The 12797-nt window shown below is 68.0% G+C and carries 24 protein-coding genes; 1 reads left to right on the forward strand and 23 read right to left on the reverse strand.

All coding sequences use genetic code 11. The annotated features are described in order from the left end of the window. Window positions 1-29 precede the first annotated feature (29 nt). Entirely contained in the window at window positions 30-188 is a 159-nt protein-coding gene (locus tag DMP23_RS30440; protein WP_158714531.1) for a hypothetical protein, read from the reverse strand. Window positions 189-440: 252 nt separating this feature from the next. Between DMP23_RS30440 and DMP23_RS30445 the strand changes: the two genes are divergently transcribed. After that, on the forward strand, window positions 441-1283 hold the full coding sequence (locus DMP23_RS30445; RefSeq protein ID WP_337823226.1) for a transposase family protein: 843 nt from the start codon (window positions 441-443) through the stop codon (window positions 1281-1283). A 138-nt stretch (window positions 1284-1421) separates the two neighbouring features. Here DMP23_RS30445 and DMP23_RS30450 read toward each other — a convergent pair whose 3' ends face one another. From DMP23_RS30450 to rpsJ, 22 genes are all read right to left on the reverse strand, one after another. After that, complete coding sequence (locus DMP23_RS30450) at window positions 1422-2255, reverse strand: transposase family protein (protein ID WP_337820148.1); 834 nt, start codon at window positions 2253-2255, stop codon at window positions 1422-1424. A 541-nt stretch (window positions 2256-2796) separates the two neighbouring features. Next, complete coding sequence (rplO, locus tag DMP23_RS30455; RefSeq protein ID WP_009072329.1) at window positions 2797-3243, reverse strand: 50S ribosomal protein L15; 447 nt, start codon at window positions 3241-3243, stop codon at window positions 2797-2799. Further along, complete coding sequence (rpmD, locus tag DMP23_RS30460; RefSeq protein ID WP_004558875.1) at window positions 3240-3425, reverse strand: 50S ribosomal protein L30; 186 nt, start codon at window positions 3423-3425, stop codon at window positions 3240-3242. Before rpmD ends, rplO begins: the two co-directional genes overlap by 4 nt. 1 nt (window position 3426) lies before the next feature. Continuing rightward, complete coding sequence (gene rpsE / locus DMP23_RS30465) at window positions 3427-4068, reverse strand: 30S ribosomal protein S5 (protein WP_009072328.1); 642 nt, start codon at window positions 4066-4068, stop codon at window positions 3427-3429. 31 nt (window positions 4069-4099) lie between these two features. Continuing rightward, window positions 4100-4501, reverse strand: a complete 402-nt coding sequence (gene rplR, locus DMP23_RS30470) for a 50S ribosomal protein L18 (protein ID WP_037816260.1) — start codon at window positions 4499-4501, stop codon at window positions 4100-4102. After that, entirely contained in the window at window positions 4501-5040 is a 540-nt protein-coding gene (rplF, locus tag DMP23_RS30475) for a 50S ribosomal protein L6 (protein WP_037816261.1), read from the reverse strand. Before rplF ends, rplR begins: the two co-directional genes overlap by 1 nt. A 16-nt stretch (window positions 5041-5056) precedes the next feature. After that, window positions 5057-5455 (reverse strand): 30S ribosomal protein S8, encoded by a 399-nt coding sequence (gene rpsH, locus DMP23_RS30480; RefSeq protein ID WP_020662789.1) that lies wholly within the window; start codon window positions 5453-5455, stop codon window positions 5057-5059. Between the two features lie 106 nt (window positions 5456-5561). Further along, complete coding sequence (locus DMP23_RS30485) at window positions 5562-5747, reverse strand: type Z 30S ribosomal protein S14 (protein WP_020662790.1); 186 nt, start codon at window positions 5745-5747, stop codon at window positions 5562-5564. Window positions 5748-5751: 4 nt separating this feature from the next. Beyond that, entirely contained in the window at window positions 5752-6315 is a 564-nt protein-coding gene (gene rplE / locus DMP23_RS30490) for a 50S ribosomal protein L5 (RefSeq protein ID WP_037816262.1), read from the reverse strand. Window position 6316: 1 nt separating this feature from the next. Next, a complete protein-coding gene (rplX, locus tag DMP23_RS30495; protein WP_009072317.1) occupies window positions 6317-6631 on the reverse strand; it encodes a 50S ribosomal protein L24 in 315 nt (104 codons plus the stop codon). Continuing rightward, on the reverse strand, window positions 6631-6999 hold the full coding sequence (gene rplN / locus DMP23_RS30500) for a 50S ribosomal protein L14 (RefSeq protein WP_004558867.1): 369 nt from the start codon (window positions 6997-6999) through the stop codon (window positions 6631-6633). The genes rplX and rplN overlap by 1 nt, the downstream gene beginning before the upstream one ends. Before the next feature lie 75 nt (window positions 7000-7074). After that, the gene (rpsQ, locus tag DMP23_RS30505; protein WP_037816263.1) at window positions 7075-7353 is read right to left on the reverse strand and encodes a 30S ribosomal protein S17; all 279 of its coding nucleotides are present in this window, start codon (window positions 7351-7353) and stop codon (window positions 7075-7077) included. Then, entirely contained in the window at window positions 7350-7595 is a 246-nt protein-coding gene (gene rpmC, locus DMP23_RS30510; RefSeq protein ID WP_009072314.1) for a 50S ribosomal protein L29, read from the reverse strand. The genes rpsQ and rpmC overlap by 4 nt, the downstream gene beginning before the upstream one ends. Next, window positions 7595-8011, reverse strand: coding sequence for a 50S ribosomal protein L16 (gene rplP, locus DMP23_RS30515; RefSeq protein WP_009072313.1), 417 nt, complete (start codon window positions 8009-8011; stop codon window positions 7595-7597). The genes rpmC and rplP overlap by 1 nt, the downstream gene beginning before the upstream one ends. Window positions 8012-8014: 3 nt before the next feature. Beyond that, on the reverse strand, window positions 8015-8860 hold the full coding sequence (gene rpsC / locus DMP23_RS30520; protein ID WP_037816264.1) for a 30S ribosomal protein S3: 846 nt from the start codon (window positions 8858-8860) through the stop codon (window positions 8015-8017). Further along, the gene (rplV, locus tag DMP23_RS30525) at window positions 8860-9273 is read right to left on the reverse strand and encodes a 50S ribosomal protein L22 (RefSeq protein ID WP_037816265.1); all 414 of its coding nucleotides are present in this window, start codon (window positions 9271-9273) and stop codon (window positions 8860-8862) included. The genes rpsC and rplV overlap by 1 nt, the downstream gene beginning before the upstream one ends. A gap of 28 nt (window positions 9274-9301) precedes the next feature. Then, window positions 9302-9583, reverse strand: a complete 282-nt coding sequence (rpsS, locus tag DMP23_RS30530) for a 30S ribosomal protein S19 (protein WP_003102083.1) — start codon at window positions 9581-9583, stop codon at window positions 9302-9304. An 18-nt stretch (window positions 9584-9601) separates the two neighbouring features. Beyond that, window positions 9602-10435 (reverse strand): 50S ribosomal protein L2, encoded by an 834-nt coding sequence (rplB, locus tag DMP23_RS30535; protein WP_037816266.1) that lies wholly within the window; start codon window positions 10433-10435, stop codon window positions 9602-9604. 15 nt (window positions 10436-10450) lie between these two features. Continuing rightward, a complete protein-coding gene (rplW, locus tag DMP23_RS30540; protein WP_009072304.1) occupies window positions 10451-10762 on the reverse strand; it encodes a 50S ribosomal protein L23 in 312 nt (103 codons plus the stop codon). Beyond that, entirely contained in the window at window positions 10759-11448 is a 690-nt protein-coding gene (gene rplD / locus DMP23_RS30545) for a 50S ribosomal protein L4 (protein WP_037816268.1), read from the reverse strand. Before rplD ends, rplW begins: the two co-directional genes overlap by 4 nt. A gap of 2 nt (window positions 11449-11450) precedes the next feature. Beyond that, a complete protein-coding gene (gene rplC / locus DMP23_RS30550; protein WP_037816269.1) occupies window positions 11451-12101 on the reverse strand; it encodes a 50S ribosomal protein L3 in 651 nt (216 codons plus the stop codon). A 30-nt stretch (window positions 12102-12131) separates the two neighbouring features. Continuing rightward, window positions 12132-12437 (reverse strand): 30S ribosomal protein S10, encoded by a 306-nt coding sequence (gene rpsJ / locus DMP23_RS30555; protein ID WP_003102098.1) that lies wholly within the window; start codon window positions 12435-12437, stop codon window positions 12132-12134. Between the last annotated feature and the right edge of the window lie 360 nt (window positions 12438-12797).

Below are 12797 nucleotides of genomic sequence, written 5' to 3' on the forward strand. Positions count from 1 at the left end.
GCATGGGCCGCCCGCAGCGCGTGTGCGTTTTACGTCTCACCCCGGGCCGCTTCGCCGCAGAAGAGCCGCAGGTAGGGCCGGTCGGACCACAGATGATCACCTGTTCGGCCCGCACCATTCGGCGGGCTTTCCCACAGCAGCACGGAAAACAGCACCGCCAACGCCCGCCCGCCGTACGTGAGGGCCACCCTCCTTGACTCTGATTCCCTCAGGGTTCCCCTCACGACCCACCTCTGGTCGTGAGGGGCTCCTTCACAGACTCAGATTCCCTCAAGGAGCCCTTCACGGACCGCCCCGCCGACCACCGCCGCCGGGATGCTGCCCCAATGAGGTTTTCTCAGTAGGGCTGGGTGGGGGTGTGTCGCCGAGGGGCGGGGCGTGGGGCCGCTGGTAGGACTGGATTTGCGAAGATCAAGTCCGAGAGATCCCAGGGGCCCCACGTGATTGCTTATGGTGCCACGCTCGACGTGGCGCGCGAGCTTGCCCTGTTCGTCGCGCGTGTCCTGCACGCCGAACACCGCCGCCGCGGCACCCGCCGCGGCCGGCGGGCGCTGACCGCGTTCGGACAGGCGGTGCTGGCGCTGCGCTGGTTCCGCGACGCCGTCCCGGTGCACCGCCTCGCCGCCGACCACCGCGTCGGCGTCGCCACCGCCTACCGGTACCTGCACGAAGCAGTCACCGCCCTCGCCAGCGAGGCCCCCGACCTGCACGACGTCCTCGCCCAGCGCCGCGCCGCGGGGGACACGCACGTGATCCTCGACGGCATGTTGATCGGCTGCGACCGGGTCGCCGCGACCACCGTCAAAACCAAAGGCCGCAACCGCGGCGCGACCGTCCACCTCTGGTACTCGGGCAAACACCGCTGTTTCGGCGGGAACATCCAATTCCTCGCCACCGCCGACGGCTACCCGCTCTGGGTCTCCCCGGTCCTGCCCGGCTCCCGCAACGACCTCGCCTCGGCCAGACACCACGGCATCACCGGCGCCCTCACCGCCGCCGCGGCCCACGGCCTGAAAACCCTCGCCGACAAGGCCTACCACGCAGCCGGCACCGGCATCCTCACCCCGACCAAGAAAACCACCGGCCGACCGCCCCTCACCCCCGACGAACACGCCTTCAACCTGCTCCACACCCGGCTGCGCTGCCTCGGCGAACGCGCCGCCGCAATGTTGAAAACCCGCTGGGCAGCCCTACGACACGTCACCCTCTGCCCGAAACGCATCGGCCACATCACCCAAGCAGCCCTCGTCCTCACCCACCACGAACACCACGGACGCTACTGAGAAAACCTCAATGTGGCATTGGGTGCGTCGGATGCACCCAATGTGGCATTCGGTGCGTGGGATGCACCCAATGCCACATTGGGGATTTTTCATCCTGGTTTGTGCTGTTCATGGCGGGTTGACGGGGTGTGGTAGTTGTCAGGCCGGGGTGGGCTGGGCGGTGTCGCGGACGGCTTGTTCGTGCTGGGTGAGGACGAGCAGGGCGCGGACGAGGGTGGTGGCGTGGCGTGGTGCGATGCGGAGTTTGTCGAGGACGCGCCAGGTTTTGAGGGCGGCGAAGCCGCCCTCGACCGCGCAGCGCATCGCGTTGAACACGCTGTTGGCCTGTTTCTGCGGCTCGGTGAGCGGCCGGTTGGTTTCGGCTTTGAACGGGGTGAGCACGATCTGCGCGCAGGGGCCGCCGCAGTCCGGGCAGTGGCGGGTGTCGCGGACGTCTTTGTGCCAGCCCTGGTAGCCCTTGTCCGCGGCGGGGGTCAGGCCGTGGGCGTGGAGGCGGTCGCGCAGCCGGTGGCGGCGGGCGGCGGTGATGTCGGCGGTCCTGCCCGGCAGCACGGCCGAGACCCACAGCAGCCGTCCGTGTTCGTCGGTGAGGCCTTGGACGTTGAGGCCGTGGTGTTTGTGCTTGCCGCTGTAGTTGCGGCGATTGTCTGTGCCGGTGCGGCGGCGGGTGCGGATCAGGGTCCCGTCGGCCAGCACCACCGCCGCGCCGCGGGCGGCCAGCCGCCGCAGCACCCGCCCCAGCCGCGGCGCCCGGGCCGCGAGCAGGTCGATGGCCTCCAGCAGCCAGCGGCGCAGCGTGGCGGCCGACACCGCGTTGGCGCGGGACAGGTCCAGCAGGCGCTGGTCGTGGCGCAGCATCGCCAGCACCAGCACCGCCTGCTCGGCCGGGGACGCCTTGCGCCACCGCGACCCGATCGCCCGGCGGCGGCGGCCGATCAACCCGGCCAGCATCGCGATCGTGGGCGGCGACACCGGCAGCACGCTGCGATACGAGGCCAGAACCTGCTGTGAGACAGTGAGAGCGGAGCCCCCGGACGTTTTTTCTTGAGTCACGACTTGATCAACATCCGGGGGCTCCGCCGCGTTCCCGCCCGGCCCACGCCCGCCCCGCAACTCCGTTACAGCACAACCACAACCAGCCCCGTCAACCCCACCTAACCAGCACCAACAAGATGAAAAATCCCCATTGGGGCGCTAACCCCCACCACCGGCAAACCGCAGCCGACGCACCCGACCGCATCGAGGCCCCAACCGCAGCCGATGCACCCACGAGCGAGGCACCCAGCCCCTCCCCCGCACCCCGATACGAAGCTCTCCTGCGGTTCGGGGGTGCTTGTCAAGGCATCTTTCCCGCCTTGACAAGCACCCCCGAACCGTCAGCACAATCAAACTTCGGGGTGCCCCACGCAACCAAGACGGGCCAATGTCGCCGCCAGGCGACGAGGCCCCACACAGAAACAAAAAAACGGGCCCGCCCGGAAAACCGGACGGGCCCGCCTAAAACGCAGCCAGATCAGCTAACGGTGGCCGAACCACCAGCAGCCTCGATCTTCTCCTTGGCAGAACCGGAGAAAGCGTGCGCGGTCAGCTCAAGCTTGACCCCGTTCAGGTCCCCGTTCCCGAGAACCTTCACCAGCTTGCCCTTGCGAACAAGCCCGTTGGCAGCCAGCTCCTCCGGCCCGACCTTGCCACCGTCGGCGAACACGCGGGCGATGTCGCCCACGTTCACCGGCTGGTACTCGGTGCGGAACCGGTTCTTGAACCCACGCAGCTTCGGCAGCCGCATGTGGATGGGCATCTGCCCACCCTCGAAACCGGCGGGCACGTTCTTCCGGGCCTTGGTGCCCTTCGTGCCGCGACCGGCGGTCTTGCCCTTCGAACCCTCACCACGGCCGACGCGGATCTTGTCGCGCTTGGCGCCAGGAGCCGGACGAAGGTGGTGGATCTTGATGGCGGTCATGCCTGGACCTCCTCGACCTCCACCAGGTGGCGGACGGTGTGGATCAGGCCGCGCACCTGGGGGGTGTCCTCACGCACGACGCTCTGGCGGATCTTGCGCAGCCCGAGGGTGCGCAGCGACTCGCGGTGAGCGTGCTTCGTGCCGATCTTGCTCTTGACCTGAGTGACCTTGAGCTGAGCCATGTCAGACCCCCTGGCCGGCACGCTGGCGCAGCATCCGGGCCGGGGCGACGTCCTCGAGCGGCAGACCGCGGCGAGCGGCCACCTCCTCCGGACGCTGCAGACCCTTCAGAGCCGCCACGGTCGCGTGCACGATGTTGATGGCGTTGTCGGAGCCGAGCGACTTCGACAGCACGTCGTGGACGCCCGCGCACTCCAGCACCGCGCGCACCGGGCCGCCGGCGATGACACCGGTACCAGCGGACGCGGGACGGAGCAGCACGACCCCGGCGGCTTCCTCACCCTGGATCGGGTGCGGAATGGTGCCGGCGACGCGCGGAACGCGGAAGAAGTTCTTCTTCGCTTCCTCGACGCCCTTGGCGATGGCCGCGGGAACTTCCTTGGCCTTGCCGTAGCCGACGCCGACCTGACCGTCGCCGTCGCCGACGACCACCAGAGCGGTGAAGCTGAAGCGACGACCGCCCTTGACGACCTTGGCGACGCGGTTGATCGTCACGACCTTCTCAAGGTGCGGGGTCTTGTCCTGGGCCGCCCCGCCACGGCCGCCGTCGCGCCGGTCGCGACGGTCCCGACGGTCACCGCGGTCGTTGCCGCCCTGCCCCGGTCCGCCCTGGCCGCCGCCGAATTGCCGTGTACGTCCCGGCATCAGGCTTTCCTTCCATTCACGAGCATGTGCATCAGAACTTCAACCCCGCCTCGCGGGCGGCGTCGGCGAGCGCGGCGATGCGGCCGTGGTAGGCGTTGCCGCCACGGTCGAACACCACGGCTTCGATGCCGGCGTCCTTGGCGCGCGAAGCGACCAGTTCGCCGACCTTGGCCGCCTTGGCCTTCTTGTCGCCCTCGAAGGACCGCAGGTCCGACTCGAGGGTGGACGCCGACGCCAGCGTGTGACCGGCGAGGTCGTCGATCACCTGCACGGTGATGTGCCGCGAGGACCGCTTGACGACCATGCGCGGACGCACCGGCGTGCCGCTGATCTTCTTGCGGAGGCGGAAGTGCCGACGGGTCTTGGCGACGCGGCGGCGGGTCGAGATGTCCTTGCCGACCGGCTTGCGCTTCGTGGTAGTCGTGTCGCTCATCACTTACCCGTCTTTCCGACCTTGCGGCGGATCTTCTCACCCTCGTACCGCAGGCCCTTGCCCTTGTACGGGTCCGGGCGGCGCAGCTTGCGGATGACCGCGGCGGTCTGGCCGACCTTCTGCTTGTCGATGCCGGAGACCGAGAACCGGGTCGGCGACTCCACCTTGAAGGTGATGCCTTCCGGAGCCTCGATCTTGACCGGGTGGCTGTAGCCGAGGGCGAACTCGAGGTCCGAGCCCTTGGCCTGCACGCGGTAACCGACGCCGTGGATCTCGAGCTTCTTCTCGTAGCCCTCGGTCACGCCCACCACGAGGTTGTTCACCAGCGTGCGGGTGAGGCCGTGCAGGGCGCGGCTCGTGCGCTCGTCGTCCGGGCGCTTCACCAGGAGGGCGCCGTCCTCGTCGCGCTCGACGACGATCGGCTCGGCGACGGTGTGCTCCAGGGTGCCCTTCGGCCCCTTGACCTTGACGTTCTGGCCGTCGATGGTCACCTCGACCCCGGAGGGGACGGCGACCGGCAGCTTTCCGATGCGTGACATGTCTGTGCCCCCTTCCTTACCAGACGTAGGCGAGGACTTCGCCGCCCACGTTGTTGCGCTTGGCCTGCCGGTCGGTCTGCAGGCCGCCGGACGTCGAGATGATCGCGACGCCGAGGCCGCCGAGAACGGACGGCAGTTCGGTCGATTTTGCGTAGACCCGCAGACCCGGCTTGGAGACGCGGCGAAGGCCGGCGATGCTCCGCTCGCGGTTGGGGCCGTACTTCAGCTCGACGACCAGGTTCTTGTGCTTCTCGCCCGGCTCGTCGCGGTAGCTCGCGATGTAGCCCTCGCGCTTGAGGATCTCGGCGATGTTCGCCTTGATCTTCGAGTGCGGAAGCACGACCTCGTCGTGGTAAGCCGAGTTCGCGTTGCGCAGACGGGTCAAGAAGTCTGCGATGGGGTCGGTCATCGTCATGGTGACCTGTCAACCTTTCTCGCCTGGTTCCCCGCCTCGCCCGGCCGGAGCGGTCTCCGGCCGGGTCGGCGGGGCCTGTGGCGAACTGGGAATAGAGTTTCGAGCCTTACCAGCTGGACTTGTGGACACCGGGCAGTTCGCCCGCGTGCGCCATCTCCCGGAGGCAGATCCGGCACAGGCCGAACTTGCGGTACACCGAGTGCGGGCGACCGCACCGGTTGCAACGGGTGTAGGCGCGCACCGCGAACTTCGGCTTCTTCGAAGCCTTGCTGACTAGCGCTTTCTTGGCCATCGGCTCAGTTCTCCTTGAACGGGAAACCGAGCTTGCGCAGCAACGCCCGGCCCTCGTCGTCGGTGGTGGCGGTCGTGACGACGGTGACGTCCATGCCGCGAGGGCGGTCGATGTCGTCCGGGTTGATCTCGTGGAACATCGACTGCTCGTTGAGACCGAACGTGTAGTTGCCGTTGCCGTCGAACTGCTTGGGCGAAAGCCCGCGGAAGTCGCGGATACGGGGCAGCGCGATGGTCAGCAGCCGGTCGAGGAACTCCCACATCCGGTCGCCGCGCAGCGTGACGCGCGCGCCGATCGGCTGGCCCTCGCGCAGCTTGAACTGCGCGATCGACTTGCGGGCCTTGCGGATTTCCGGCTTCTGCCCGGTGATCAGGGCGAGGTCGCGGACCGCGCCGTCGATCAGCTTGCTGTCCCGGGCGGCGTCCCCGACACCCATGTTCACGACGATCTTCACGACGCCGGGAATCTGGTGCACGTTGGGGATGGAGAACTCCTTCTGGAGCTCGCCCTTGATCTCTTCGCGGTACCGGGTCTTGAGACGCGGCACGATCTTCTCTGCGGTGGTCATGTCAGATGTCCTTGCCGTTCCGGCGCGAGACCCGGACCTTCTTGCCGTCCTCGCCGATGCGGTAGCCCACCCGGGTCGGCTTGCCGTCCGAGTCCACGACCATCACGTTCGAGACGTGGATGGGCGCTTCCTGGGTCACGATGCCGCCGGACTGCGCGCCGCGCTGGGTCTGGGTGATCCGGGTGTGCTTCTTGATCCGGTTGACACCCTCGACCAGAACGCGCTCGCGGTCCGGGTAGGCCTGGATGACCTTGCCCTTGGCGCCCTTGTCCTTGCCGGCGATAACGACGACCGTGTCGCCCTTCTTCACCTTCATCACAGCACCTCCGGCGCGAGCGAAATGATCTTCATGAACTTTCGGTCGCGCAGCTCGCGGCCCACCGGGCCGAAGATGCGGGTGCCCCGGGGCTCGTTGTCGTTCTTGATGAGCACGGCGGCGTTCTCGTCGAACCGGATGTAGGAACCGTCCGGACGACGGCGCTCCTTCACCGTGCGGACGATGACAGCCTTGACGACATCGCCCTTCTTCACCCCGGCGGCCGGGATGGCGTCCTTCACGGTGGCGACGATGATGTCGCCGATGCCGGCGTAGCGCCGCCCGGATCCGCCGAGCACGCGGATGCAAAGGATTTCCTTCGCGCCCGTGTTGTCGGCAACCCGAAGCCGCGACTCCTGCTGGATCACGTCAACTCCTGTATGTCGCGCTGGTTCTCGCTGTCGCGAGCCTTGCGGAACCAAGGACTCCCGAAAGAGCCCTGCTTACTTGGCCTTCTCCACGACCTGCACCAGACGCCAGCGCTTGGTCGCCGACAGCGGACGGGTCTCCATCAGGGTGACCCGGTCGCCCACGCCCGCCTCGTTGTTCTCGTCGTGCACCTTCACCTTGGAGGTGGTGCGGACGACCTTCGAGTAGCGCGGGTGCTTCTTGCGGTCCTCGAGCTCGACCACGATCGTCTTGTCCATCTTGTCCGAGACGACGTAACCCTCGCGGACCTTGCGGTAGTTCCGGGCGGTCTTCTCGGTGGCAGCCTCGCTCATGCGGCACCTTCACTTTCGGCGTCGGGAGCCACGGACAGGCCGAGCTCGCGCTCGCGCATGACCGTGTAGATCCGCGCGATGTCCGTGCGGACGGTGCGCAGCCGACGGTTGTTGTCCAGCTGCCCGGTCGCCATCTGGAAGCGGAGGTTGAAGAGCTCCTCCTTGTATTCCTTCAGACGCAGCACGAGCTCTTCGGCGGTGAGCTCACGCAGCTCGGATGCCTGTGCGGCTCCGTTAGCCATCAGAACTCACCTTCCCGGGTCACGATGCGGCACTTCATGGGCAGCTTGTGGATCGCGCGACGGAGCGCCTCGCGGGCGGTCTCCTCGTTCGGGAAGCTGATCTCGAACATCACGCGGCCCGGCTTCACGTTGGCGATCCACCACTCGGGCGAACCCTTGCCGGAACCCATGCGGGTTTCCGCCGGCTTCTTGGTCAGCGGGCGGTCCGGGTAGATCGTCGTCCACACCTTGCCGCCACGCTTGATGTGACGGGTCATGGCGATACGAGCGGACTCGATCTGCCGGTTCGTCACGTAGCTGTGCTCAAGCGCCTGGATGCCGTACTCGCCGAAGTTGACCTTGGTACCGCCCTTGGCGGCGCCGTGGCGCTTCGGGGAGTGCTGCTTGCGGTGCTTGACCCTGCGCGGGATGAGCACGTCTCAGCCCTCCGTCTTTTCTGCGGTCTCGGCGGCCGGAGCCGCTTCGGTCGCGTTGTCGCTCTTCGCGGCGGCAGCGGCGCGACCAGCCTCGGTCGACGTCGCGGTCGTGCCCGACGCGCCGGAACGGCGCGGGCGGGACGGCCGGTCGCCGCGGTCGCGGCGCGGCGCGCGGTCCGCGGCCGACGCGGCGGCGTCGCGCTCGGCGCGCGCCTTCAGGCCGCCGACCAGCTCGCCCTTGTAGATCCACACCTTCACGCCGATGCGGCCGAACGTCGTCTTGGCCTCGAAGAAGCCGTAGTCGATGTCAGCGCGCAGCGTGTGCAGCGGGACCCGGCCGTCGCGGTAGTGCTCGGAACGGGACATCTCGGCGCCGCCGAGACGACCGCCGCACTGCACGCGGATGCCCTTGACCTGCGGCGAGCGCATGGAGGTCTGGATCGCCTTGCGCATCGCGCGGCGGAACGCCACGCGGTTGCTCAGCTGCTCCGCGACACCCTGCGCGACCAGCTGCGCGTCGGCCTCGGGGTTCTTCACCTCGAGGATGTTCAGCTGGACCTGCTTCTTGGTCAGCTTCTCCAGCGCACCGCGGATCCGGTCGGCCTCCGCGCCGCGGCGGCCGATGACGATGCCCGGCCGGGCGGTGTGGATGTCGACGCGGACCCGGTCACGGGTGCGCTCGATCTCGACCTTGGAGATGCCGGCGCGCTCCATGCCGGTGGAGAGCAGCTTGCGGATCTTGACGTCCTCGGCCACGTACTCCGCGTACTGCTTGTCGGCGTACCAGCGCGACTTCCAGTCAGTGGTGATACCCAGGCGGAAGCCGTGCGGGTTGATCTTCTGGCCCACTACCGGCCACCTGCCTTCTTGTTGCTCTTCTTCTCCGCAGGCCGCGACTCGACCACCACGGTGATGTGGCTGGTGCGCTTGCGGATCCGGTACGCACGGCCCTGGGCACGCGGACGGATGCGCTTGAGGGTCGGGCCCTCGTCGGCGGTCGCGGACTTGATCCAGAGCGTCTCCGGGTCCAGCTGGAGGTTGTTCTCGGCGTTGGCCGCCGCGCTGGCGATGACCTTCGCGAGCGGCGTGCTGGCCGCCTGCGGCGCGAACCGGAGCACGGCCAAGGCCTCGCTGACGCTACGACCCTTGACGAGCTCGATCACCCGGCGCACCTTCATCGGGGCGTCCCGGACGAAACGAGCCCGCGCGACGGCCGTAGGCAGCTCTTCGGCTGCGGCCGTGGCGTTTGACTGGGCGTTCATCTGCTTCCCTTAACTTTCTCTGGCCCGCTCAGCGGCGGCGCGACTTGCGGTCGTCCTTGATGTGGCCCTTGAAGGTCCGCGTCGGGGCGAACTCGCCCAGCTTGTGACCCACCATCGCCTCGGTGACGAACACCGGGACGTGCTTGCGGCCGTCGTGCACCGCGATCGTGTGACCCAGGAAGTCCGGGATGATCGTGGAGCGCCGCGACCAAGTCTTGATCACGGTCTTCTTGCCCGATTCGTTGAGAGCGTCCACCTTCTTGAGCAGGTGGTCGTCCACGAACGGGCCCTTCTTAAGGCTGCGTGGCATGTGCTTCTACCTCCCTGCTCAGCGCTTCTTGCCGGTGCGCCGGCGGCGGACGATCAATTTGTCGGACGGCTTGCTCTTGCGAGTGCGGCCTTCGGGCTTGCCGTTCGGGTTCACCGGGTGGCGACCACCGGACGTCTTGCCCTCACCACCGCCGTGCGGGTGGTCGACCGGGTTCATCACGACACCGCGGACAGTCGGGCGCTTGCCGCGCCAGCGGTTGCGGCCCGCCTTGCCCCAGTTGATGTTCGAGTGCTCCGAGTTGCCGACCTCGCCGACGGTCGCGCGGTTGCGCACGTCCACGTTGCGGATCTCGCCCGAGGGGAGACGCAGCTGGGCGTAGGGACCGTCCTTGGCGACGAGCTGCACGCGGGCGCCGGCGGACCGGGCCATCTTCGCGCCGCCGCCGGGGCGGAGCTCGATCGCGTGGATCACGGTGCCGACCGGGATGTTGCGCAGCGGCAGGTTGTTGCCCGGCTTGATGTCGGCGCGGGGGCCGTTCTCGACCGTGTCGCCCTGCTTCAGCTTCTCCGGCGCGATGATGTAGCGCTTCTCGCCGTCGGCGTAGTGCAGCAGCGCGATGCGCGCGGTGCGGTTGGGGTCGTACTCGATGTGCGCGACCTTGGCCGGCACGCCGTCCTTGTCGTGCCGACGGAAGTCGATCACGCGGTAGGCGCGCTTGTGGCCACCGCCCTTGTGCCGGGTGGTGATCTTGCCCGAAGCGTTCCGGCCGCCGGTCTTGCTCAGCGGACGCAGCAGCGACTTCTCCGGCGTGGACCGGGTGATCTCGGCGAAGTCCGAGACGCTCGAACCGCGACGACCCGGGGTCGTCGGCTTGTACTTGCGGATGCCCATTGTCAGCTCAGTCCTTTACGCGGTGGGTCCGCCGAAGATCTCGATCGCCTTGCTCTCAGGCGAAAGAGTCACGATGGCGCGCTTGGTGTCCTTGCGCTTGCCGAAGCCGGTACGAGTCCGCTTCCGCTTGCCCTGGCGGTTGGCCGTGTTGACACTGACGACCTTCACGCCGAACACCTTCTCGACCGCGATCTTGATCTGGGTCTTGTTGGCGTCCGGACGGACGATGAACGTGTACTTGTGGTCCTCGAGCAGTCCGTAGGACTTCTCGGAGATCACCGGCGCGAGCAGGATGTCGCGGGGGTCCGGGATGGCGACCGAGCTCACTTCTCGTCACTCCCTTCCGAAACCTCGCTCGAACGCGCGAGGGCCTTGACGACCTTCCCGCGGACGGGACCTGCCACGAACGCGTCGTAGGCGGCCTTGGTGAACACGACGTCGTCGTTGACCAGGACGTCGTAGGTGTTGAGCTGGTCAGCCCAGATCAGGTGCACGTACGGCAGGTTCCGCGCGGACACCCAGGCGAGCTCCTCGTCGCGGTGCAGGACCACGAGAACGCGCTTGGCCTGGGTCGCGGCGGCGATCGCCGACTTCGCGGTCTTGGTCGACGGCTTCTCGCCGGTGACCAGTTCCGTCACGACGTGCAGCTGGCCGGCGCGGGCCCGGTCGGAGAGGGCGCCACGCAGAGCGGCGGCCTTCATCTTCTTCGGGGTGCGCTGGGTGTAGTCGCGCGGCGTGGGGCCGTGCACGACGCCACCGCCGGCGAACTGCGGCGCACGGGTCGAACCCTGGCGGGCGCGCCCGGTGCCCTTCTGCCGGTACGGCTTCTTGCCGCCACCGGAGACCTCACCGCGGGTCTTCGTGTCGTGCGTGCCCTGGCGCGCGGCGGCCAGCTGGCCCACCACGACCTGGTGCATCAGCGCGACGTTGGCCTGCACGTCGAAGATCTCCCCGGGGAGCTCGACGGTGCCGTCGGCTTTACCGGCCGGAGTCTTCAGCTCGACGCTCGTCATCGTCAGTTTCCACCCTTCGCGGCGCTGCGCACGAACAGCAGGCCGCCCTTGGGACCGGGCACCGCGCCCTTGATCAGCAGCAGGCCGTCCTCGGCGCGCACGGCGTGCACGGTCAGGCCCTGCGTGGTGACCCGGTCGCTACCCATCCGGCCCGCCATGCGCAGGCCCTTGAACACGCGGCCCGGCGTGGCGCAGCCGCCGATCGAACCCGGCTTGCGGTGCACGGCCTGCGCACCGTGGCTCGCGCCCTGGCCCTTGAAGCCGTGACGCTTCATGACACCGGCGTAGCCCTTGCCCTTGCTGGTACCGGTCACGTCGACCGAAGTGCCTGCCTCGAACACCTCAGCGGTGATCTCCTGGCCGACCTCGTAGGTCTCGGCGTCGGTGGTGCGCAGCTCGGCGAGGTGCCGGCGCGGCGTCACGCCAGCCTTGTCGAAGTGGCCGGTGCGCGGCTTGTTCACCTTGCGCGGGTCGACCGCGCCGAACGCCAGCTGCACGGCCGCGTAGCCGTCTTTGTCGGTGGTCCGGACCTGGGTCACCACGTTCGGACCGGCCTTGACGACAGTGACCGGGACGACCCGGTTCTGCTCGTCGAAGACCTGGGTCATGCCGAGCTTGGTGCCCAGGATGCCCTTCATTTGCCTGTCAGACATGAGTTCTTATCTCCGCCGCTCGCCCAACGCTTACTGGATGTTGACGTCGACGCTCGCCGGGAGGTCGATGCGCATGAGCGCGTCGACCGTCTTCGGCGTCGGGTCGAGGATGTCGATCAGACGCTTGTGCGTGCGCATCTCGAAGTGCTCGCGCGAGTCCTTGTACTTGTGCGGCGAGCGGATGACGCAGTAAACGTTCTTCTCGGTAGGCAGCGGCACCGGCCCGACAACACGGGCGCCGGTGCGCGTGACCGTTTCCACGATCTTGCGCGCCGAGGTGTCGATCGCCTCGTGGTCGTAGGCCTTGAGCCGGATGCGGATCTTCTGTCCCGCCATGGTGGCTGCGTTCCTTGTCGTCTCGTGCCGCTTTGTCTCGTCAACCTGGGCCGGAGCCCGGGTTTCAGCAGTTCAACGGCCCTGTCCCCGGTCCACGCGGTCGGGCGTGTCGCGCCCGCCGCACAGACGGATCCCTAAGGATCGTCGTCTTGCCTGGTCTTCCTCTACGTGAGGAGGCCGCGGGCCGACACGGGGTCGTCCCTACTGGCCTTGCCCGCTAGCCTCACCCGAAGGACGAGCTCCACGGACCGTGGCCGCTCATACCAGGGCGGCCGGAACCCAGTCGATTGAAAACCGATCAGGATTCGGCCGCCCCAGGACGAGCAACCTGAATAGTGTCGCACACGTGAGTTGACGCCC

Origin of the sequence: Amycolatopsis sp. A1MSW2902, assembly GCF_017312175.1 — a bacterium.
GTDB classification, from domain to species: Bacteria; Actinomycetota; Actinomycetes; order Mycobacteriales; family Pseudonocardiaceae; genus Amycolatopsis; species Amycolatopsis nivea.

Coding starts and splice junctions, on each gene's coding strand:
- rplO (WP_009072329.1), bottom strand. CDS start 3,243: ATGACCGCCATCAAGATCCACCACCTTCGTCCGGCTCCTGGCGCCAAG.
- rpmD (WP_004558875.1), bottom strand. CDS start 3,425: ATGGCTCAGCTCAAGGTCACTCAGGTCAAGAGCAAGATCGGCACGAAG.
- rpsE (WP_009072328.1), bottom strand. CDS start 4,068: ATGCCGGGACGTACACGGCAATTCGGCGGCGGCCAGGGCGGACCGGGG.
- rplR (WP_037816260.1), bottom strand. CDS start 4,501: ATGAGCGACACGACTACCACGAAGCGCAAGCCGGTCGGCAAGGACATC.
- rplF (WP_037816261.1), bottom strand. CDS start 5,040: ATGTCACGCATCGGAAAGCTGCCGGTCGCCGTCCCCTCCGGGGTCGAG.
- rpsH (WP_020662789.1), bottom strand. CDS start 5,455: ATGACGATGACCGACCCCATCGCAGACTTCTTGACCCGTCTGCGCAAC.
- DMP23_RS30485 (WP_020662790.1), bottom strand. CDS start 5,747: ATGGCCAAGAAAGCGCTAGTCAGCAAGGCTTCGAAGAAGCCGAAGTTC.
- rplE (WP_037816262.1), bottom strand. CDS start 6,315: ATGACCACCGCAGAGAAGATCGTGCCGCGTCTCAAGACCCGGTACCGC.
- rplX (WP_009072317.1), bottom strand. CDS start 6,631: ATGAAGGTGAAGAAGGGCGACACGGTCGTCGTTATCGCCGGCAAGGAC.
- rpsQ (WP_037816263.1), bottom strand. CDS start 7,353: ATGAGCGAGGCTGCCACCGAGAAGACCGCCCGGAACTACCGCAAGGTC.
- rpmC (WP_009072314.1), bottom strand. CDS start 7,595: ATGGCTAACGGAGCCGCACAGGCATCCGAGCTGCGTGAGCTCACCGCC.
- rplV (WP_037816265.1), bottom strand. CDS start 9,273: ATGAACGCCCAGTCAAACGCCACGGCCGCAGCCGAAGAGCTGCCTACG.
- rpsS (WP_003102083.1), bottom strand. CDS start 9,583: ATGCCACGCAGCCTTAAGAAGGGCCCGTTCGTGGACGACCACCTGCTC.
- rplB (WP_037816266.1), bottom strand. CDS start 10,435: ATGGGCATCCGCAAGTACAAGCCGACGACCCCGGGTCGTCGCGGTTCG.
- rplD (WP_037816268.1), bottom strand. CDS start 11,448: ATGACGAGCGTCGAGCTGAAGACTCCGGCCGGTAAAGCCGACGGCACC.
- rplC (WP_037816269.1), bottom strand. CDS start 12,101: ATGTCTGACAGGCAAATGAAGGGCATCCTGGGCACCAAGCTCGGCATG.
- rpsJ (WP_003102098.1), bottom strand. CDS start 12,437: ATGGCGGGACAGAAGATCCGCATCCGGCTCAAGGCCTACGACCACGAG.